16 protein-coding genes are annotated in these 16594 nt (G+C 58.9%); 12 read left to right on the forward strand and 4 right to left on the reverse strand.

Annotation, left to right across the window (positions count from 1 at the left end; all coding sequences use genetic code 11):
- Positions 1-34: 34 nt before the first annotated feature.
- A complete protein-coding gene (locus tag QMC96_00635) occupies positions 35-352 on the forward strand; it encodes a DUF5611 family protein (GenBank protein MDI6875262.1) in 318 nt (105 codons plus the stop codon).
- Between the two features lies 1 nt (position 353).
- Here the strand turns inward: QMC96_00635 and leuS are convergent, their stop codons facing one another.
- From leuS to QMC96_00655, 4 genes are read right to left on the reverse strand one after another with little or no spacing between them, the layout of a single operon-like run.
- Positions 354-3140, reverse strand: coding sequence for a leucine--tRNA ligase (gene leuS / locus QMC96_00640; GenBank protein ID MDI6875263.1), 2787 nt, complete (start codon positions 3138-3140; stop codon positions 354-356).
- A 19-nt stretch (positions 3141-3159) separates the two neighbouring features.
- A complete protein-coding gene (locus QMC96_00645) occupies positions 3160-5016 on the reverse strand; it encodes a PINc/VapC family ATPase (GenBank protein ID MDI6875264.1) in 1857 nt (618 codons plus the stop codon).
- Between the two features lie 26 nt (positions 5017-5042).
- Positions 5043-5408 carry a phosphoribosyl-AMP cyclohydrolase gene (gene hisI / locus QMC96_00650; GenBank protein ID MDI6875265.1) on the reverse strand — a complete coding sequence of 122 codons (366 nt, stop codon included), beginning with the start codon at positions 5406-5408 and terminating at the stop codon, positions 5043-5045.
- A 1-nt stretch (position 5409) separates the two neighbouring features.
- Complete coding sequence (locus tag QMC96_00655) at positions 5410-6522, reverse strand: A24 family peptidase C-terminal domain-containing protein (protein MDI6875266.1); 1113 nt, start codon at positions 6520-6522, stop codon at positions 5410-5412.
- 102 nt (positions 6523-6624) lie between these two features.
- Between QMC96_00655 and QMC96_00660 the strand changes: the two genes are divergently transcribed.
- The 11 genes from QMC96_00660 to QMC96_00710 all read left to right on the forward strand — a co-directional run bounded on the left by QMC96_00660 (position 6625) and on the right by QMC96_00710 (position 16593).
- A complete protein-coding gene (locus QMC96_00660; GenBank protein MDI6875267.1) occupies positions 6625-6870 on the forward strand; it encodes a 4Fe-4S dicluster domain-containing protein in 246 nt (81 codons plus the stop codon).
- A gap of 1 nt (position 6871) precedes the next feature.
- On the forward strand, positions 6872-7435 hold the full coding sequence (locus QMC96_00665) for a hydrocarbon binding protein (contains V4R domain) (GenBank protein ID MDI6875268.1): 564 nt from the start codon (positions 6872-6874) through the stop codon (positions 7433-7435).
- 10 nt (positions 7436-7445) lie between these two features.
- Positions 7446-8363, forward strand: a complete 918-nt coding sequence (locus tag QMC96_00670) for a F420-nonreducing hydrogenase (protein ID MDI6875269.1) — start codon at positions 7446-7448, stop codon at positions 8361-8363.
- Complete coding sequence (locus QMC96_00675; GenBank protein MDI6875270.1) at positions 8360-9781, forward strand: Ni/Fe hydrogenase subunit alpha; 1422 nt, start codon at positions 8360-8362, stop codon at positions 9779-9781. Before QMC96_00670 ends, QMC96_00675 begins: the two co-directional genes overlap by 4 nt.
- Positions 9775-10122 (forward strand): roadblock/LC7 domain-containing protein, encoded by a 348-nt coding sequence (locus QMC96_00680; protein MDI6875271.1) that lies wholly within the window; start codon positions 9775-9777, stop codon positions 10120-10122. Before QMC96_00675 ends, QMC96_00680 begins: the two co-directional genes overlap by 7 nt.
- 2 nt (positions 10123-10124) lie before the next feature.
- A complete protein-coding gene (locus QMC96_00685) occupies positions 10125-10793 on the forward strand; it encodes a roadblock/LC7 domain-containing protein (GenBank protein ID MDI6875272.1) in 669 nt (222 codons plus the stop codon).
- Positions 10794-10797: 4 nt separating this feature from the next.
- Positions 10798-11484 carry a hypothetical protein gene (locus tag QMC96_00690; GenBank protein ID MDI6875273.1) on the forward strand — a complete coding sequence of 229 codons (687 nt, stop codon included), beginning with the start codon at positions 10798-10800 and terminating at the stop codon, positions 11482-11484.
- Between the two features lie 61 nt (positions 11485-11545).
- A complete protein-coding gene (minD, locus tag QMC96_00695) occupies positions 11546-12334 on the forward strand; it encodes a cell division ATPase MinD (protein MDI6875274.1) in 789 nt (262 codons plus the stop codon).
- Positions 12335-12587: 253 nt separating this feature from the next.
- A complete protein-coding gene (locus QMC96_00700; protein MDI6875275.1) occupies positions 12588-13292 on the forward strand; it encodes a hypothetical protein in 705 nt (234 codons plus the stop codon).
- Between the two features lie 8 nt (positions 13293-13300).
- The gene (locus tag QMC96_00705; protein ID MDI6875276.1) at positions 13301-15673 is read left to right on the forward strand and encodes a type II/IV secretion system ATPase subunit; all 2373 of its coding nucleotides are present in this window, start codon (positions 13301-13303) and stop codon (positions 15671-15673) included.
- The gene (locus QMC96_00710; protein ID MDI6875277.1) at positions 15670-16593 is read left to right on the forward strand and encodes a type II secretion system F family protein; all 924 of its coding nucleotides are present in this window, start codon (positions 15670-15672) and stop codon (positions 16591-16593) included. The genes QMC96_00705 and QMC96_00710 overlap by 4 nt, the downstream gene beginning before the upstream one ends.
- The last annotated feature ends 1 nt before the right edge of the window (position 16594 follow it).

The following is a 16594-nucleotide window of genomic DNA, read 5'->3' on the forward strand; positions in this document are numbered from 1 at the left end:
TAGCTTAACATAGATGGAGGTGCTTAAAAACATTATGCAAGAATTCGAAGTAAAGCGAGGCCATTCTGCGAATCTGGAGGAAAAAATGGTCCGGGGACTCGTCGACGCATTCGGTGTGGAACCGACGAAGTTGGAGGGCCGCTACAGGATCCGTTATGGCGCGCTCAAAAGGCTCGACGTCTGGCTCGGCAGGAACGGAAAGAGTCTGATCGTTGATTCGGAGTCGGATCCTGAGGCAGGAGACGACGAGATCGTGGACACCAACCGCCGCTTTCGGCGCTATCTCGAGGAGGTAACGGGATACACCGCGAAAGAACGTGTAAAGCGGGCGAAAAAGGGTGTTGAGGGGTGATCTACTCGATCACGATGGCTGGCTTGTAGGGAAGCGCGTTCTCCGCCTTTGCATGGTTACCGCCATCCGCCGTGAGGACCCGGACGGGGACGGAGAACTCCCTTTCCAGGAAATTCCGGACGCTCTCGAATAGAGCCTTCTCATCCAGATCCTGCTCGAGCAGCTGCTCCACGATCGACGGCGGGAGGCGGTGAATGAGCGCAGTGATCTGTTTGGCGGCGGCCGCCGCCTCTTTTCCGCGTGCCCGGATGGATGCATCCTTCATGGCCTCCCGCTGCCCCTGCGACCGATCGGGGCAGCGGGCGATGGTGCGGAAGACGTCCCACTTCCATGCCGGCGCCACATAGAGGTGAATCACTCGGGGCTTCAGCTGGATCAGCTTCACGATGGACTCGATATCCTCGACGGTGCGGGAGAGGAGTTCCTCCTCGAGCTCGATCCGCCGATCGACGCGCCGGGGATCGGGGACGGGCCAGTCTGCGAAGGCGACGAGCCCTTCTCCTCCCATGTCTTTCCAGAGCTGCTCGCAGGTGTAGGGGATGAACGGAGAGAGCAGCCGCACCCATGTCCTGCATAGCTCGGGCATCACTGCCCCTTTGCCCCCCTCTGCAGCGGTGCGGCGGCGGTACCACTTCAGATCGGACTCTATCCCGAAGTACGCCTCCTGCAGCGCCTGGCGGGTCTGGAATGCCTCCAGCGCTTGGGTGGTCCTCTCGATGCGGTGCTGCAGCCGGCTCATGAACCAGGCATCGATCGGGGACGGTTGCCCGCAGCCTTCCGCTGCCATCCCCTCCTGTACGATGTTCCAGAACCGCTCGATCTGTTTGCGCACGGATGCGACCAGCTCGTTCCGCCAGTCGAAGTCCTGCCAGGGTTCGGCGCTCCCGACGAGGAACATCCGCACTGTATCCGCCCCGAACTCGGTGACGGCATCCTCGAGTAGCACCACGTTCCCTTTGCTCGAGGACATCTTCGCTCCGTTCAGGAGACCCATGCCGAACACCACCATTCCCTGTGGCTGCAGCGACGCCGGAAAGATCGCACGGTGATGGAAGAGCTGGAAGGTCAGATGGTTGGAGATCAGGTCCTTTGCGGAGAACCGGAAGTCGTAGGGATACCAGTAGAGGAACTCGCCCCGAATCTCGTCAAGGAGCGATTTATCCAGGGTATCCGGGCAATCTGTTCCGAAGAAGATATAATCGAACACCTCGGGCGTCAGTTTCGCCGGATCAAGGCTCTTCAGGTGATGGGCGATGGTGTAGTACGCCATGTACATGGTGGAGTCCGAGAGCGGCTCCACGATCCATTCCGGATCCCAAGGCAGTCTTGTTCCGAGGCCGATCCGACGGGTGCACGCCCAGTCCTTCAGCCAGTCGACAGTCCGATCGAACTCCGCCCTGACCTCGGGAGGGACGAGCACCATGGTGCCGATCTGGTCGTGAACCGACTGCTTCCACTCGGGATTGCTGTACTGCAGGAACCACTGGTCGTGGAGGATCTTCACATACGCTCTCCCGCCGCAGCGGCAGACCACGGGACTGAGGTCAAAGTCGTACATGAACACGGAGCGGTACCGCTCGATCATCTCCGCGATGACCGCATCCCGCGCCTCCCGCACCGGCAGCCCGCCGTACTCCGCCCGCATCTTTCCGCGGCTGAACTCCGCGCTGTAGACCTCCTGCGTCACGCTCTCCAGTCTCGGATCCTTCTGGTTCCTGATGCCGGCGCGCTCGACGGCGTCGCGCGCCGGCACCTCCCCGTATCCCTCCACCTGAACGAGGGGAATCGGGCGGATTTCTGTATAGCGCCCCTCCTGCTGGAGATCCCGCAGGGCGATGTAGTCAAAGGGTGCATGAGCGGGAACGCTCATCACCAGACCGCTCGCCATGTCCGGATCGACGAAATCTGCCGGCAGAATCGTGACCTCGCCGGAGAGGGGGTGCCGTACGGTCTCGCCGACGAGCGTCCCGCCGGGAATCTCCTCCAGAACCGTCACGTCGTGATCCTGCAGGCGGAGCTTATCCGCCGCCTGCGGACTGACGATCCAGATCTGCCCGTCCACCCGGACGCGAACATACGTCACGTTCGGGTTCGCCCAGAGGTTCGTCACCCCGTATATCGTCTCGGGACGCAGGGTTGCTGTAGGTATCAGGGCATCCTTCCCGGTGAACATCACTAGGGTGAACTTGACGATCTCCGCCTTATCGCCCTCCAGGAGATCGTGATCTCCGATCGGGCTCTCGCACTGCGGGCAGTACTTCACCGGGTGCGCACCCCGCACAACGCACCCCCGCTCCTGGAGGTGCTTGTACTGCCACTCGATGAACCTGCTGTAGGGGGGGTCGACGGTGATGAACCGCCGTCGCCAGTCGATCGATAGGGCCAGACGGCTCATGATCCGCTGGTATTCTTCGGAGAAGTAGCGAACGATTGCCCTCGGTTCCGTGAACTGCTCCAGCGTCTCCGGCGGCACGCGGTAGAGGTCGCGGTAGAGCCGGATCGTCTTCTCGTCGCCGCGTGCGATCCGCCGAGAAATCCCGATCACCGGTGTCCCCGTGACGTGGAATCCCATGGGGAAGAGCACGTTCCTGCCCTGCATCCGGTAGAACCGCGCAATCACATCCGGTACTGTGTAGGTTCGCCCGTGACCCACGTGCATGGCGCCGCTCGGATAGGGGAATGCCACGTTCAGGAATACCTTCTCTCTGCCATCGGGATTTGCCTCGAATGCCTCCATCCAGCTGTCCCGATACTGCTCTTCTATGCGACGCAAATCAAGTTCTTTCACCAAGATCTCACCCTCCCGCTCATACCGGACGGAGACGGATCATCTCCCCGCTGCTGTAACGCCGCAGCATCTCCTGTGCGATGCTGCTGTTCTTCGCGAGGTGGATCTCCCCCTCCTCGTTCACGGTTGCGGTGAAGAGGTACTCTTTGCCGGAGAAGACATCCACGATTTTCCCCCTGTTCTCGGGCGAAAGGATCAGAAGCTGCTTCTTATCCGTGCGAATCCGTATGCCGCCTTCCAGTTGAAGGTCGCCTTCCCCCTCGGGCTTCTCCCCTTCGCTTCGGGGGCGGATGTCGATTCCGATGCCCAGTTTGTTGACGATGGCCGAGACGTTCTTGCCGCCCTTTCCGATCGCGGCAGGCACATCCTTGTCGTCGATGTAGACGACCGCCTTGGTGTCGGAGAGCATATGGACATCCACGTAGCCGTCTGTATACCGTCCTATCTCGCGCTGTATCTCCTTCTCCGCCAGCTTCCACGAGAACTTCTCTTCGCTCTCGCGGGATGGAACCCCCTTCTGGGCAGCCCTGCCTCTGGTCGGCATGACGATGGTCTCTCCATCGTACTTGAATATCTCGATCTCTGTCTCGTCGGTCTCGTGGTCCCGCACCGTGATGACCGGGCGGAGGTGCACATCCCCGACCATCCCCTCCGGCACCTTCATGGTGAAGGCGAGGCTGTAGATCTTGACAATCTCGCCCTCGCTCAGGATAATGATGGTATCGATGATCTGCGGCAGCACTCCGAAATCCACGCGGTCGAAGAATCTCCAGAGGGCATCGGCAGCGCCCACGGCATGCACAACGCCGATCATGCCCACGCCTGCAAGGCGCATATCGACAAAGACCTCAAAGTCGCCGTTCTTGCGCAGCTCGTCAAAGACGACGAAATCAGGACGAACCAGCAGCACCACGTCCGCCGTGTTCGCCATGCTTCCATCCAGCAGGGTGTACTGGGTGATCTGATCCGGAACCTGAAGGTCTCTCGGGGCTTCCATGGTCTTGACGACGTAGTTGTGGTCTGCGAGGAATGTGGCGATGCTCTGTGCCAGCGTGGTTTTGCCCGCACCGGGTGGTCCGGCGATCAGGATGCCGCGTTTGTCTCCGATGATCGCCTTTTTTATCAGGTTTGCCTGGGTGTAATCTGCCAGGGTGATGTGCCCGATCGGCCGCACCGCTGTTATCTCCATCCCGTCGGAGAAGGGTCTTCGGGCGATGGTGATGCGCATGGATCCGATCTGGACGACCGTGATCCCCCGCTTCTCGAGCTCGATGAATCCATCCGGATCCCTCTTCGCCCGCTCGAGGATCTCCTGCGCGAGCCCTCGCAGCTCGTAATCGCTGAGCGGCGCCTCCCGGATCGGGACCAGCCGCATCTCCTTGATCGTCCCTTTCCGCGCGATCGGAGGAGCCCGCTCCTTCAGGTAAACCGCCACTGTGTTCTCGTCGAAGAACTGGTCGATTCCCAGGGGAACGAAGTCGCCGATCTGGGGCCGCAGGTATGTCACGTCGAGACCTTTGGCCTTGGCCACCTCTGCCTGGACGATATCGCTGGTGATGAACTTGGCATCGTTCTCTATCGCTGCGTTCCGAATGATGGCATCGATCTCGCCGCCGCTGGCGAGTTTCACCTGATCCAGATTCGGTCTTGCGCCCACGAACTTCATCTGGATGATGCCCTCCGCGGCCATCTTCCAGAGCTCCTGCAGTTCCGTCAACCCCGAGAAGCCAATCTCTCTACCCTGGTTTGCCTGCGCCTCCAGCTCGGCAACGACCGCCTCGGGGATGATTATTGTCGCGTCTTTGTATTCGCCTTTTTTTATCATCTGGGTTATTCGTCCATCTATTACAGCACTGGTATCCGGAACTATTTTCATAAAAAATCACCATTCAGTATAAAGCGTCATCTACCTTTATTAGCATATACATTCGCCGGGTCAAACACCGCCTTCTGTATCTCTTCCCCCTCGATCGTCCTGAAAAAGCAACTGGCATGTCCGGTGTGGCATGCGGCGCCCTGCTGCTCAACCTGGTAGAGGAGGCAGTCCTCGTCGCAGTCCACCAGAATCCGCACGATCCGCTGAACGTGCCCGCTCTCCTCACCCTTCTTCCAGAGCTTTTTGCGGCTCCGGCTGAAGTAGTGGGCAAACCCTGTCTCGACTGTCCGATCGATCGCTTCGCGGGAGGCGTAGGCGACCATGAGCACCTCCCGTGTTCCTGCATCCTGGACGACGACGGGGATCAGCCCGTCCACGAACTGCAACTCCATCTTATACTCCTGCTACATATTGCATCATAAAGTAGAGGACATCCCCTAAAAATACCGCGGTGACGAACCCGGCGGTGATTGGCAGGATGAAGGGAACCCCGTACAGAATCCAGACATGGCCGGCCCTGCGGTAGAGCGCCAGCTCCCTCTGGTATCTCTCCGGATGATTCCTAAGGTCTTTCGTATACCGCGTCCGCTGGCCGCGGAACATACGCAGCAGAAGTTCTCGGACGGGGATGAATCGGCGTTCGATTCTCGTATCCTCCTCCTCAATCTCTTCCATGACGAACCCAAATGCATGCTCGACATGATCGCCCGGCACCGGGTATCCGAAGAACAGGTGGGGAAGCGGCGCCCGATGACGGTGAACGACATTCCAGATAAAGAGGCCCAGCGGCGCTGCGAGGTTCAGGAGCACCGCGTTGGTGAGCACAGTGAACGGCAGAAAGTTATGGACAGGGTATCCCAGAAGGGGCTGAATGGGAAAGATTGGGACACTGAGACCCAGTAAAATCAACGCCCACGCGTCTGCCCCTCCAAAGAGGTGCAATGCCCCAAAAGTATAGAACAGAGCACAAAATAGAGCGGTGATTGCGATATACGCTCCGATTGCGCTCCCGGTGCCGTGAATAGAATAATGCTGTGTGACGAATGCGAACGCGATCATGACTGGAGCAATGTACAGTCTCCGAAACAGCGTCAATCTCTCATGCATATCAAGAAACGTTGCATACAGAAGGATCACGGCAATGACGGCGTACGCCAGCAGATCTGCCAGCGACGCTTCCGTGGATGCCACAAACCAGGATACCGCTGGAAGGGCAAGGGTGACAATGAGAAGGACGGGATTGAATGCATTATTCGTATCTGTGCTGTCGAGGTAGTATGCATACAGCACCAAGGCAGCCAGGGCGACAAAACCGGTGAGAGGGCCCATGGATCCTCCAGCGATCCAGTAGAATGCGGAAGTGGCAGGTAATGCGATCACCAGCATCGGGTACCACGTTCTGAACGGCACTCGCCGATCCTTCAGATCGAGGAGGGATGCGTAGAGCAGCGTGATTAAAACGGCCGATGCAGAAATGGCGAGAGGGAGAATCATGGCGGATACCATTAATTATATGTAGGTATTTTTAAGTATAACGATTTTCAATAAGTTTTAATATTGTGAGATAATAGTTTTTAAAGATAGATAATCCTGTACAGGTGAGGATCGTTGATAGAAATTCGGGTCGATAGCCAGGCCTGCAACGGATGCGGGCTGTGCGTCAAGGATTGTCCCATGCATGTCTACGAGCTGCGGGACGGAGTATCGGTCCCCATCCGTCCGGCTGGCTGCATGGGGTGCCTCTCCTGCCATGAGATCTGTCCGGCCCAGGCGCTGGAGCACCGCGGGGTATACCCCTCGAAGCGGCACTACGTCGACAGCCGGGTCTGCGAGATGCTGAACAAGGTGATCTGAGATGGTCGGAGGCCACATCGAGCAGATGAACGAGACCTTCCATACGGACACGGTCTATCGATCCGAGGATGTTCCCCTGAGCTGCCGCCCCAATGCCGCGGACGTGGAGGATACCCTTCACGGGCTGATGAAGCTGAATGGTCTCATCATACGCTCCCTCGAGGAGATCGCCGGGCGAGGGGCAAACGCGGTGACATATCGGGCCGGAAAGAAGTTCGGGCACGAAACGGCCAAGTACTTCCGCAAGATCGACGACATCGAGGAAGCGCTCGAGGAGCTATCCCACATTCTCCGCGGGCAGTATACCTTCGAGATCTGGAAGCCTCAGGATGCGAAGACGTACATCCAGGAGGAGAACGGGAGTTCCTTCATCTACCTGGTCTTCCACGACTGCATCGTTCGCCAGACGCTGCGGAGAAACGGGCAGGATCAGGGAGGACCGCTCTGCCAGACTCTCTACGGCTACGTGGTGGGGGCGATCGAGGAGATCACAGGCAGGCGCGCCCGGCTGGAGATCGTGCATACCGGCCCCAATGCATGCCTGAAGAAACTGATCCTGAAGTGAGGCGGAAAGGATGAAGATTGCAATCGAGGAACTGGCAAGCTGCTCCGGCTGCTCCATCGCGGTGCTGGATCTGCACGAAGCCCTGCTGGATCTCGTCAGGGCAGCCGAGATCGTATACTCTCCCGTCCTCATGGACGTGAAGGAACCCCCGGAGGGTATCGATGTGGCATTCGTCACGGGCGCCGTTCGAAACCAGGAGAACCAGGAGCGCTTGCAGAAGATCCGAAACCGCTCGAAGCACATCATCGCGCTGGGCACATGTGCCTGCTACGGGGGGATCTCGGGGCTCTCCATGCTGAACAGCAACGAGGAGATCTTCCGGTACGTGTACCAGGAGGTGGAGTCGGTACAACCCGACGGAGTCATCCCGACGGACGTCCCGCCGTTTCTGTACCGTGCGTTCGCAGTGGGAGACGTCATCCCCGTGGATTACTACATCACCGGCTGCCCGCCAAAGGAGATTTACTTGAAGAAGATCCTGCCGGCGCTTGTCTCGGGAGAGAAACCCGATCTTCCCAAGAAGTCCGTCTGTTCGGAGTGCGACCGGAAGATGGGACCCATCTCGAACTGGCAGCTGAAACGGCGGCACGAGGGCATACCGGACCGGGAACACTGCCTCCTCGGGCAGGGATACCTCTGTCTGGGCGCGGTCACCTTCGGGCGGTGCGGAGCATCCTGCCCGCACAACAATATCCCCTGCCACGGGTGCAATGGGCCGTCCCTGGACATCCTCCGGGAACCCTGCAGGGACATCTACAACATGATGGTGCGCAGGGTTTCGGATCTTACGGACAGGCCCCGTGCCGAACTGGAGAAGGAGATGTACGATATCGCCCACACCCTGTACGGATTTACAATCGGGAGCCTGGTGATGGAGGACAAGGAGATCTCAAAGATTCGGGACTTGGTCAAGGAGCGGAGCCAATGAGAGAGATCAGCATCAGCCCGGTGACCCGCATCGAGGGGCATGCTCAGGTGAAGATCGCACTCGACGAGCAGGGGAATGTGGCTTCCGCCCACTTCAACGTGGTGGAACTCCGCGGATTCGAGAAGTTCATGATCGGTGCCGCCGTGGAGGAGGCCCCCCGGATCACCCCCCGCATCTGCGGCATCTGCCCGGCGGCGCACCATCTCGCCTCGGCAAAGGCCGTCGATCAGATCTTCGGGGCAGAACCCCCGGCAACGGGAACGAAGCTCCGGGAGCTTCTGCTGCACGGTCAGTACATCCATTCCCATGCCCTCCACTTCTTCATGCTGGCAGCCCCGGACTTCCTGATCGGACACGACGCCCCCCCGGGCGAGAGGAACGTTCTCGGGCTGGCAAAGAAGAATCCCGAGATCGCAAAAAAAGCGATCGAGGTGCGGAAACTGGGTCAGCGGATCACCGAGGCGGTAGGCGGCAAACCCATTCATCCCAGCAACGCCGTGCCGGGAGGAATGTCGAAGGCCCTGTCAGAAGAGGATCGATCACGGCTCTTGGCCATGGCAGAGCGCGGACTCGCCATTGCCGCGGAAGGCTGGGAGATCGCACGGGGAATCCTGGACGCGACCGACCTCGCCTTAGGCGCCGTTGAGACCGCCTTCATGGGCATGACCGCCGGAGGGGTGTACTCTCCTTACGAGGGGACGGTGCAGGCGATTGGTGCGGACAGGAGCCCTATCGGCACCTTCAGAGGCGCTGACTATCTGGAGTTCGTACAGGAGTACTCCCTTCCCCGATCCTACCTGAAGTTCTGCAGGTTCAGGAACGGTCAGCACTACCGCGTCGGACCTCTGGCCCGCCTGAACATCTGCGGGAGCATGGGCACCCCTCAGGCGGATGCCGCCCTGAAGGTGTACCGGGACAGGTACGGATCGCTCGTGCAGTCTCCTCTGGCGTACAACGTGGCGCGGTACGTGGAGTTCCTCTTTGCCTGCGAACGGGCAGTTCAGATTCTCAAGGACGCCGCCATTTGCGGGTCCGACATCCGCACGCCCGTCTCGGAGGTGAAGAACCTGAGGGGCGTCGGCATCGTCGAAGCCCCGCGGGGTACGCTGATCCACGATTACACGGTGAACGCGGAGGGATTCATCGAGCGGTGCAACCTGATCGTTGCCACCTGCCAGAACAATTACGCGATGGACAGGAGCGTGGAAGCGGTCGCAAGAAGGGTGGTGCAGAACGGTTCGCTGACCGAAGGAGCGGCGAACCGTATCGAGATGATCATCCGTGCCTATGATCCCTGCATCTCCTGTGCAACGCATGCGATCGGGAGGATGCCGCTGCACATCGAGATCGAAGGGAAGGCGGCACATGCACCGCACCCTTCAACTGCACGTAGAAAAGGAGATGATTCGGAATGTTAAAGCAAATACTGGGCGAATTCCTGAAGCTTGACGGCGTAACCGCTGCGGTCGTCGTCGGAAGGGATGGTTTCGTGATTGAGAGCGCGGTATCGGGCAAGGTGGATATCGATGCCCTTGGCGCAATGGCATCGACGGGCATGGGAACCTCCGAAGCCATGGGAGCGGAGCTCGGGAAAGGAGATCTCCGCCAGATGCTCGTGGAACTGGATAATGGACCGATCCTCCTCTCCCCCCTCTCCGCAGACGAGCTGATCGCGATCGTGGCCGAGACCGACGTCAACATCGGCCGAATTCGATACGAGCTGAAGAAGAACAAGGATAGACTCATCGCTGCGCTGTAACCATGAAGCTACCCGAGGGAACAAGGATCGGGCTCCTCAAGGCCACGCTGGACGAGGCAATCCCCTATACTGCGGCCTTCTGCGGTGCTCTGGAGGTCACTGCGGAGCAGGGGAAAGGGTTTCTCTTGGTGGATCGGGGCACCATCACAGCGGCGTACTTGAATGGAACGGGAGGATCTTTTCGGGGAAGGTCCGCGCTCGTCCGCCTGGCCGAAGAGCCCTCCCCCGAGTTCGGTATACGCAAGTATACTCCAGAGGAGTATGCTGATGCTCTCTCGATCTGCTCCGCTGAGAGGCTCCTCGTACCCGAGGAGCCGGGAGCCACGGATACACCCCCGCGTATCCTGGATGAGGGGAAGATGCGAAAGATCCTCGGGCAGCCTGGGATCCGGGCAGTGTCGGCGTTTTTCGAGGGGTTTGCGGTCCAGTCGCTGGGCGATGCCGATTTCGATCAGGTGGCTGCCCTGGCGGAGGATCTGCTCCGGGCCGGCACGAAGATCGCCGCGGATATGCGTATCGGCATGCTCGATCAGATCATCCTGGAGACGGTTTCGGGCAAGATCGTCATCGCACCTTACGGAGACCTGTACCTGTGCGTGCTTGCCGATGCCGATACCAATCTGGGGCTGATCCGGGTGGCATTGAAGGGACTCCAGTCGGAGGTGAACTAGGGTTATGCAGATTCCTAACGGTACAGTTCGGTCACGGGAGAAGGAGGTACATCTTGGAGACTTTCTGGACAGCCTGGGATCCACGGGCTTCACGGGGTGCTGTACGGTCACTTTTTCGGGTCAGAGCTGTCGCCTCGTGTTCGGGCGGGGCGAATGCATCCTGGCGGAGTATCAGGGATGCCAGGGAGAGGCTGCCTGGAAGGGCATCCTCCGGATGAAGCACGAGAGGGCTGATGCCGTGCTGACCGATCTCACGCCCGATCAGATTGAGGCAGCGATCAGCGCCAATCGGCCGTTCCTTGTCGATCCGAACCACTGGAAGGCACCGCCCAGGGTTCGGCCGTCGACCACCGTCATCAGACCGGTCGCGGCGAGGGGAACGCCGGGGCGGAGGGTGAAGGTGAGCACGGTCTCCACCAGCCCGGCAGGAGCTTCGAGCCCGACACGGGCGGGCAGCCATACCGGCGGACAGACCCAGGGGAGAGCTGCCAGCCTGGAGGGAGGCGCCGACCGCATATCCCTCGAATCACTGAAAGGCCTCAGGGGATCTTTTAAATCCGATGCTGCAACACTCCTCAGGGATCTGGACCTCGAACATCTCATAGTGGAGGTTGCGGAAAAAGAGAATGTAAAGAAAACAACGCAGGATACGGAGAAAGAAGGTTGTCGATCTTCAAACGGCAATAGATAAGTATGTGAATTGCTAAAACCTTAATTGACGTCAATACAGTTATTTCGTGAGAAGGTGTTTCATGATCAGAGCGTATACAGTTGCTTCCGGCAAGGGCGGTACGGGAAAGACGACAGTGACGGTGAATCTCGGCACGTCCCTTGCGCAGCTCGGGAAGGAGACCTATATACTGGACGCGGATATCGGGATGGCCAACATGGGACTGATCCTGGGTCTCGAGGGGGCTCCCATCACCCTGCACGAAGTGCTTGCCGGCAAGGCCAAGATCGACGACGCCATATATGAAGGCCCCAGCGGGGTGAAGGTTGTTCCAAGCGGGATATCCCTGCAGGGGTTCCAGAACTCCAATCCCGAGCGAATGCGGGATGTCATGCGGGAGCTGGTCGGGCGGTGCGAGTTCCTGCTGATCGATGCCCCTGCGGGCATCAGCAAGGATGGGGTGGTGGCGCTCGCCATCGCGGACGAGGTGATCCTGGTGGTCAATCCCGAGCTCTCGTCGATGGCAGATGCGCTCAAGACCAAGATTCTGACCGAGATGGTGGGGGGGAAGGTATACGGTGCAATACTTAACCGCTCTGGCATGGAGAATACAGAACTGCGGCGCCACAGTGTGGAGGATGTTCTCGGCGTCCGTGTCATCGATATGATTCCGGAAGACCCCAATGTCCGTCGAGCAGCTGCATACAAGACGCCGGTCGTGATCAAGTATCCCACTACCGAGTCCTCCCGGGCGTTCCGGAGGATCGCTTCGGAGCTTGCCGGGTACGAGTACAAAGAGGAGTCCGAGCGGGTGAAGGAAGGCTTTATCGACCGCCTTGCACGCACCCTCTTCGGAGGCAGTTCCCGGTAACCCATCCACGTCCGAAAGTAAGTCCGGCTTCATGGCGGGGAACGTCGCCATGCAATGGTGCAGTCCATCAATGCATCTCGCTTTTATGGCAGAAGAAGAAAGGCGTTCTTGAATGTTTCGTGTCCATGGTCGATTGTGTAATTACCGGCTTTAATTTCGTATAAATTCAGTTTTCAGAATGTTTTACCGTATACTATTAAAATTTTCATGTACAGCAAAACAAAATGCTTAACTATAACTTAGTACGGAAGTAATGTACGCAAGACTGCTGAGCGCACGTTCTCCCCAGGGGAGTGGAAGCACTCACAGAACGTCTATCGACCGATGGATACTGATATGCATGGATATAAGTGGCATAATTGATGAAGTGCTCGGCACCTCGACGTACATCGGGGACTACGCGTATCGCGATCTTATCCAGTATGCGAAGTCGCAATCCCTTCATGGTGTGGGGATTTCAGACGAGAAATCCCAGAAGTTTATCATCATTTTTGAAAAGGGCGATCCGGCGGGTGTCATGCTGATCGACAGCAAGGGCACTCTCTTTGGTGAGACGGCGGCCTATCACCTTCAGGACAGGGACCGGTTCGAGCTATTCTCCACGGATCAGTCCATTGCCAGTGCACTCGCCTCTCGCTGCCGGGTATTCGATAAGATCCATCTCGAGAAACGGCTTTCGGACGATCTACCGATCATCGGCGGCAAGCGGCAGAGCCCGGGAGTGTTATGCCTGATCATCGTGCGGGATGGCGTTGTGCAGTCCGGGATGCGGGTCTCGATTCGGAAGGGCAGGCAGGTCATCGGTACGGATAACACCACCGAAGACGGCCGGGCTTGCTTCCGGCTCCTAAACGGCAGATACGACTGCGTGATCATGGATCGCGCCCAAGAGATGTACACATTCATGGTAGACTTCAAGGATCCCTATGCGGAGTCCGTTATCGATATTGGAGGGTGAAAGGCAGCATGTCAAATGAAGACGAATCGAAAGAAGGATTGAGCGCTTTATTGAAACGCATCGGAACAGTAAGAAAAGAGGAAGAGAGTCCGAAGGAGGGTGCGGAGTCGGGCGGAGCTGGTGAAAGCGGCGCCCTGAAGGAGAAGACGAACCTCGCAGGACTGATGAAACGGATCCAGATGATCCGCCCGACCGAGGACGAGATGGCCCCTTCCGCACAGGCGGATGCGGGTCCGCCCCCCGCTGCGCCGCAGCTGCGGTCCAGCGGGGGAGAGGCGGAGGAAGGCGAGGCGATAGCGAAAGACGGCGATTCCGCCGCACTGCCCGCCGCCCGTTCCGGATCCGGCAATCTCGAGCAGGATCTGAGATCCGTCATGGAAGGGATTCTGAAGTCGCCCGAGGGAGGGGAGACATCGATCACCGAGGGCGATGAACCCCGGACGGAGACTCCCGAACACGTCCCTCCGACGACTCAACCGTCCCCTGCCACGCCGGTGAGGGACGCGAAACGGACGCAGTGGTCGAGCGGGAATGAGCGCCAGGAGAAGATCATCTCGATCGACCAGATCAGCGATATCTCCGATCTCATTCTACCGAAGGGCGCCACGTTCGAGATCGATGAAGTGAAACTCCGTGGGCGGACGAGCATCTTCGATGCCACGAACATCGGCACCCTGCCGTCCGAGATCGACGAGATCTGGCGCACCGGATTGCCGTCTGTCGGCCTGAAAGACATCTCCATCGGCTCCGATCGGGCACAGGAAGACGAATCCGCCCGGACCGGCGTGCTGGGTCGGTTCCGGATCTTCAAGGCCATCCGCTCGGAGGTCGAGGAGTACAATCGGAAGATCCACGGGCCCCTGGTCGACCTCACTCTGAGAGTCCCGCCCGGTGTCGAGGAGATCGAGCTCTACCCGGTGAACGAACCCTACGCCTATATTCGGGTGACTTACGACAACACCACGCACGAATACACGTACCATGTGCTGGAGCCGGAGCTCAACGAGGCCGAGAAGGAGCTGCTCTCCGAACTCAAGGAGCGCCTGTTTGAGACGCTCGACGTGAACACCAAGGATCTCACGAAAGAGACTGCAAAAAAGGCACTTCGCACAGCAGTCGATGATATCACGGCAGACTACGGCATCAAACTCACCCCGGTGTCCCGGGAGAAGATCATGTACAACATCGAGAAGGAGTTCGTCGGGGATGGACTCATCGATGCCATCATGCACGACAAGTACATCGAGGACATCTCGTGCGATGGCGTGGGCAGCCTGATATTTGTGTACCACACCAGTTACGAGAACATCAAGACCAACTTGATGTACAAGAACGCAAACGAACTGGACTCATTCGTCACCAAACTTGCGCAGAGGGCCGGAAAATACATCTCGATTGCAGAACCCATGCTGGATGCGACGATGAGCGACGGATCCCGTATCCAGATGACGCTCGGGACAGAGGTCACCGCCCATGGGTCCACGTTCACCATCCGCAAGTTCCGCGAGGAGCCGATTACCCCCACCGACCTCATCGAATGGTCCACCTTCTCGCCGCTCTCCATCGCCTACCTCTGGCTTGCCGTGGAGAATGGCAAATCTTGCATATTCGCGGGCGGCACGGCGTCGGGCAAGACGACATCCCTGAACGCGATCTCCCTCTTCATCCCCCCCAACGCCAAGATCATCACCCTCGAAGATACGCGTGAGCTGAAGCTGCCTCACCCCAACTGGATCCCGAGCGTCACCCGCTCGTCGTTCGACTCGGCCGGCAAAGGAGAGATCGACATGTACGAACTCCTCCGCGCAGCACTGCGGCAGCGGCCGGAATACCTCCTCGTGGGCGAGGTTCGAGGCAGGGAAGCCCTGACGCTCTTCCAGGCGATGAGTACCGGGCATGTCACCTACTCGACCATGCACGCCGATTCGGTCGCCAGTGTCGTACACCGCCTGGAGAACCCCCCGCTGAACGTGCCGAGGAACATGCTCTCTGCCCTGAAACTGGTCTCGGTCCAGGTCCAGGCCCGCGTCGGAGGGCAGCGGATCCGGCGGAACAAGCAGCTCATCGAGATCCTGGACATCGATCCCCGAACGAACGAGCTGATCACAAACGAGGTATTCCGCTGGAATCCGGCGACCGATGAGATCCGCTACTCCGGGAAATCCTTCATTCTCGAGGAGATCATGGAGGATCGGGGCTGGAGCGAAGCCAGGATGAAAGAGGAGCTCAAGCGTCGCCAGGAGCTTCTGGAGTGGATGCGGCTGAAGATGATCCGCCACTACACCGATGTCTCCAAGATGCTCATCTCCTACCACCGCGATCCCGAGGCGGTGGTCAATCTTGTCCGCGGCGATCTCTACGGCGAGGGACGATCGGCATGAACAGTTACCAGAGATTCAGTTTCAACCTGCTCGGAGGGCGTCTGAAGGAGAAACGGGACGATTACCTCGTGCTGCGCAACAACCTCATGAGCGCCCGGCTGAAGACGCCCTTTGAGGCCTACCTCGCCACGGCCTATGTCACCTCGATCCTGGTCGGCCTGGCAGCTGCAGCCGTCTTCGGCGTTCTGAGTGTCGTCCTGAACCTGCCGGAGCTCTTCACCTACAGGGGAACGGTGCCGGAGTTCTTCCTCTTCCTGAACGACTACAAGCTGATCATCGGCACTGTCATCATCACCATCCTGTCGCTGCTCATCTTCGGCGGCATCACATACCTGATCTTCCTACTGTATCCGGGCATCGTCGCGGGAGAGCGGCGACGGAATATCGATGCGACACTTCCCTACGCGATCAACTACATCACCGCCATGTCGACTGCCGGTATCCCCCCGGCGGAGATCTTCCGCCTCCTGGGGGAGAGTACGATCTACGGTGAAAGCGCGGTGGAGGCACGCTACATCGCCCGGGAGATCGACATCTTCGGCCGCGATCTCATCGACGCGATGCGCATCGTGGCGACAATCACCCCGAGCGAGCGGTTCAAAGAGTTCCTCCAGGGTGCAATGGCGGCAATATCCAGCGGCAGCAATCTCACCGAGTATTTCCGCACCAAGGCGGCGCAGTACGCCCTGGAGAATCGTCACGAGCAGAAGAATTTCCTGGAAGTCCTCGGTCTCATCGCCGAGTCCTACGTCACCGCGCTCGTGGCCGGCACGCTCTTTCTGATCATCCTGCAGTCGATCATGTCCATTCTATCGGGGCAGAGCGACCCGATCTTCCTGTACGTCGTCATCTACCTGATTGTGCCCTTCGGGAGCATCATGTTCACGATCCTGATCAGTTCCATGACACCGGAGGTGTGAG

The organism is Methanomicrobiales archaeon (genome assembly GCA_030019205.1).
Lineage (GTDB): Archaea > Halobacteriota > Methanomicrobia > Methanomicrobiales > JACTUA01 > JASEFH01.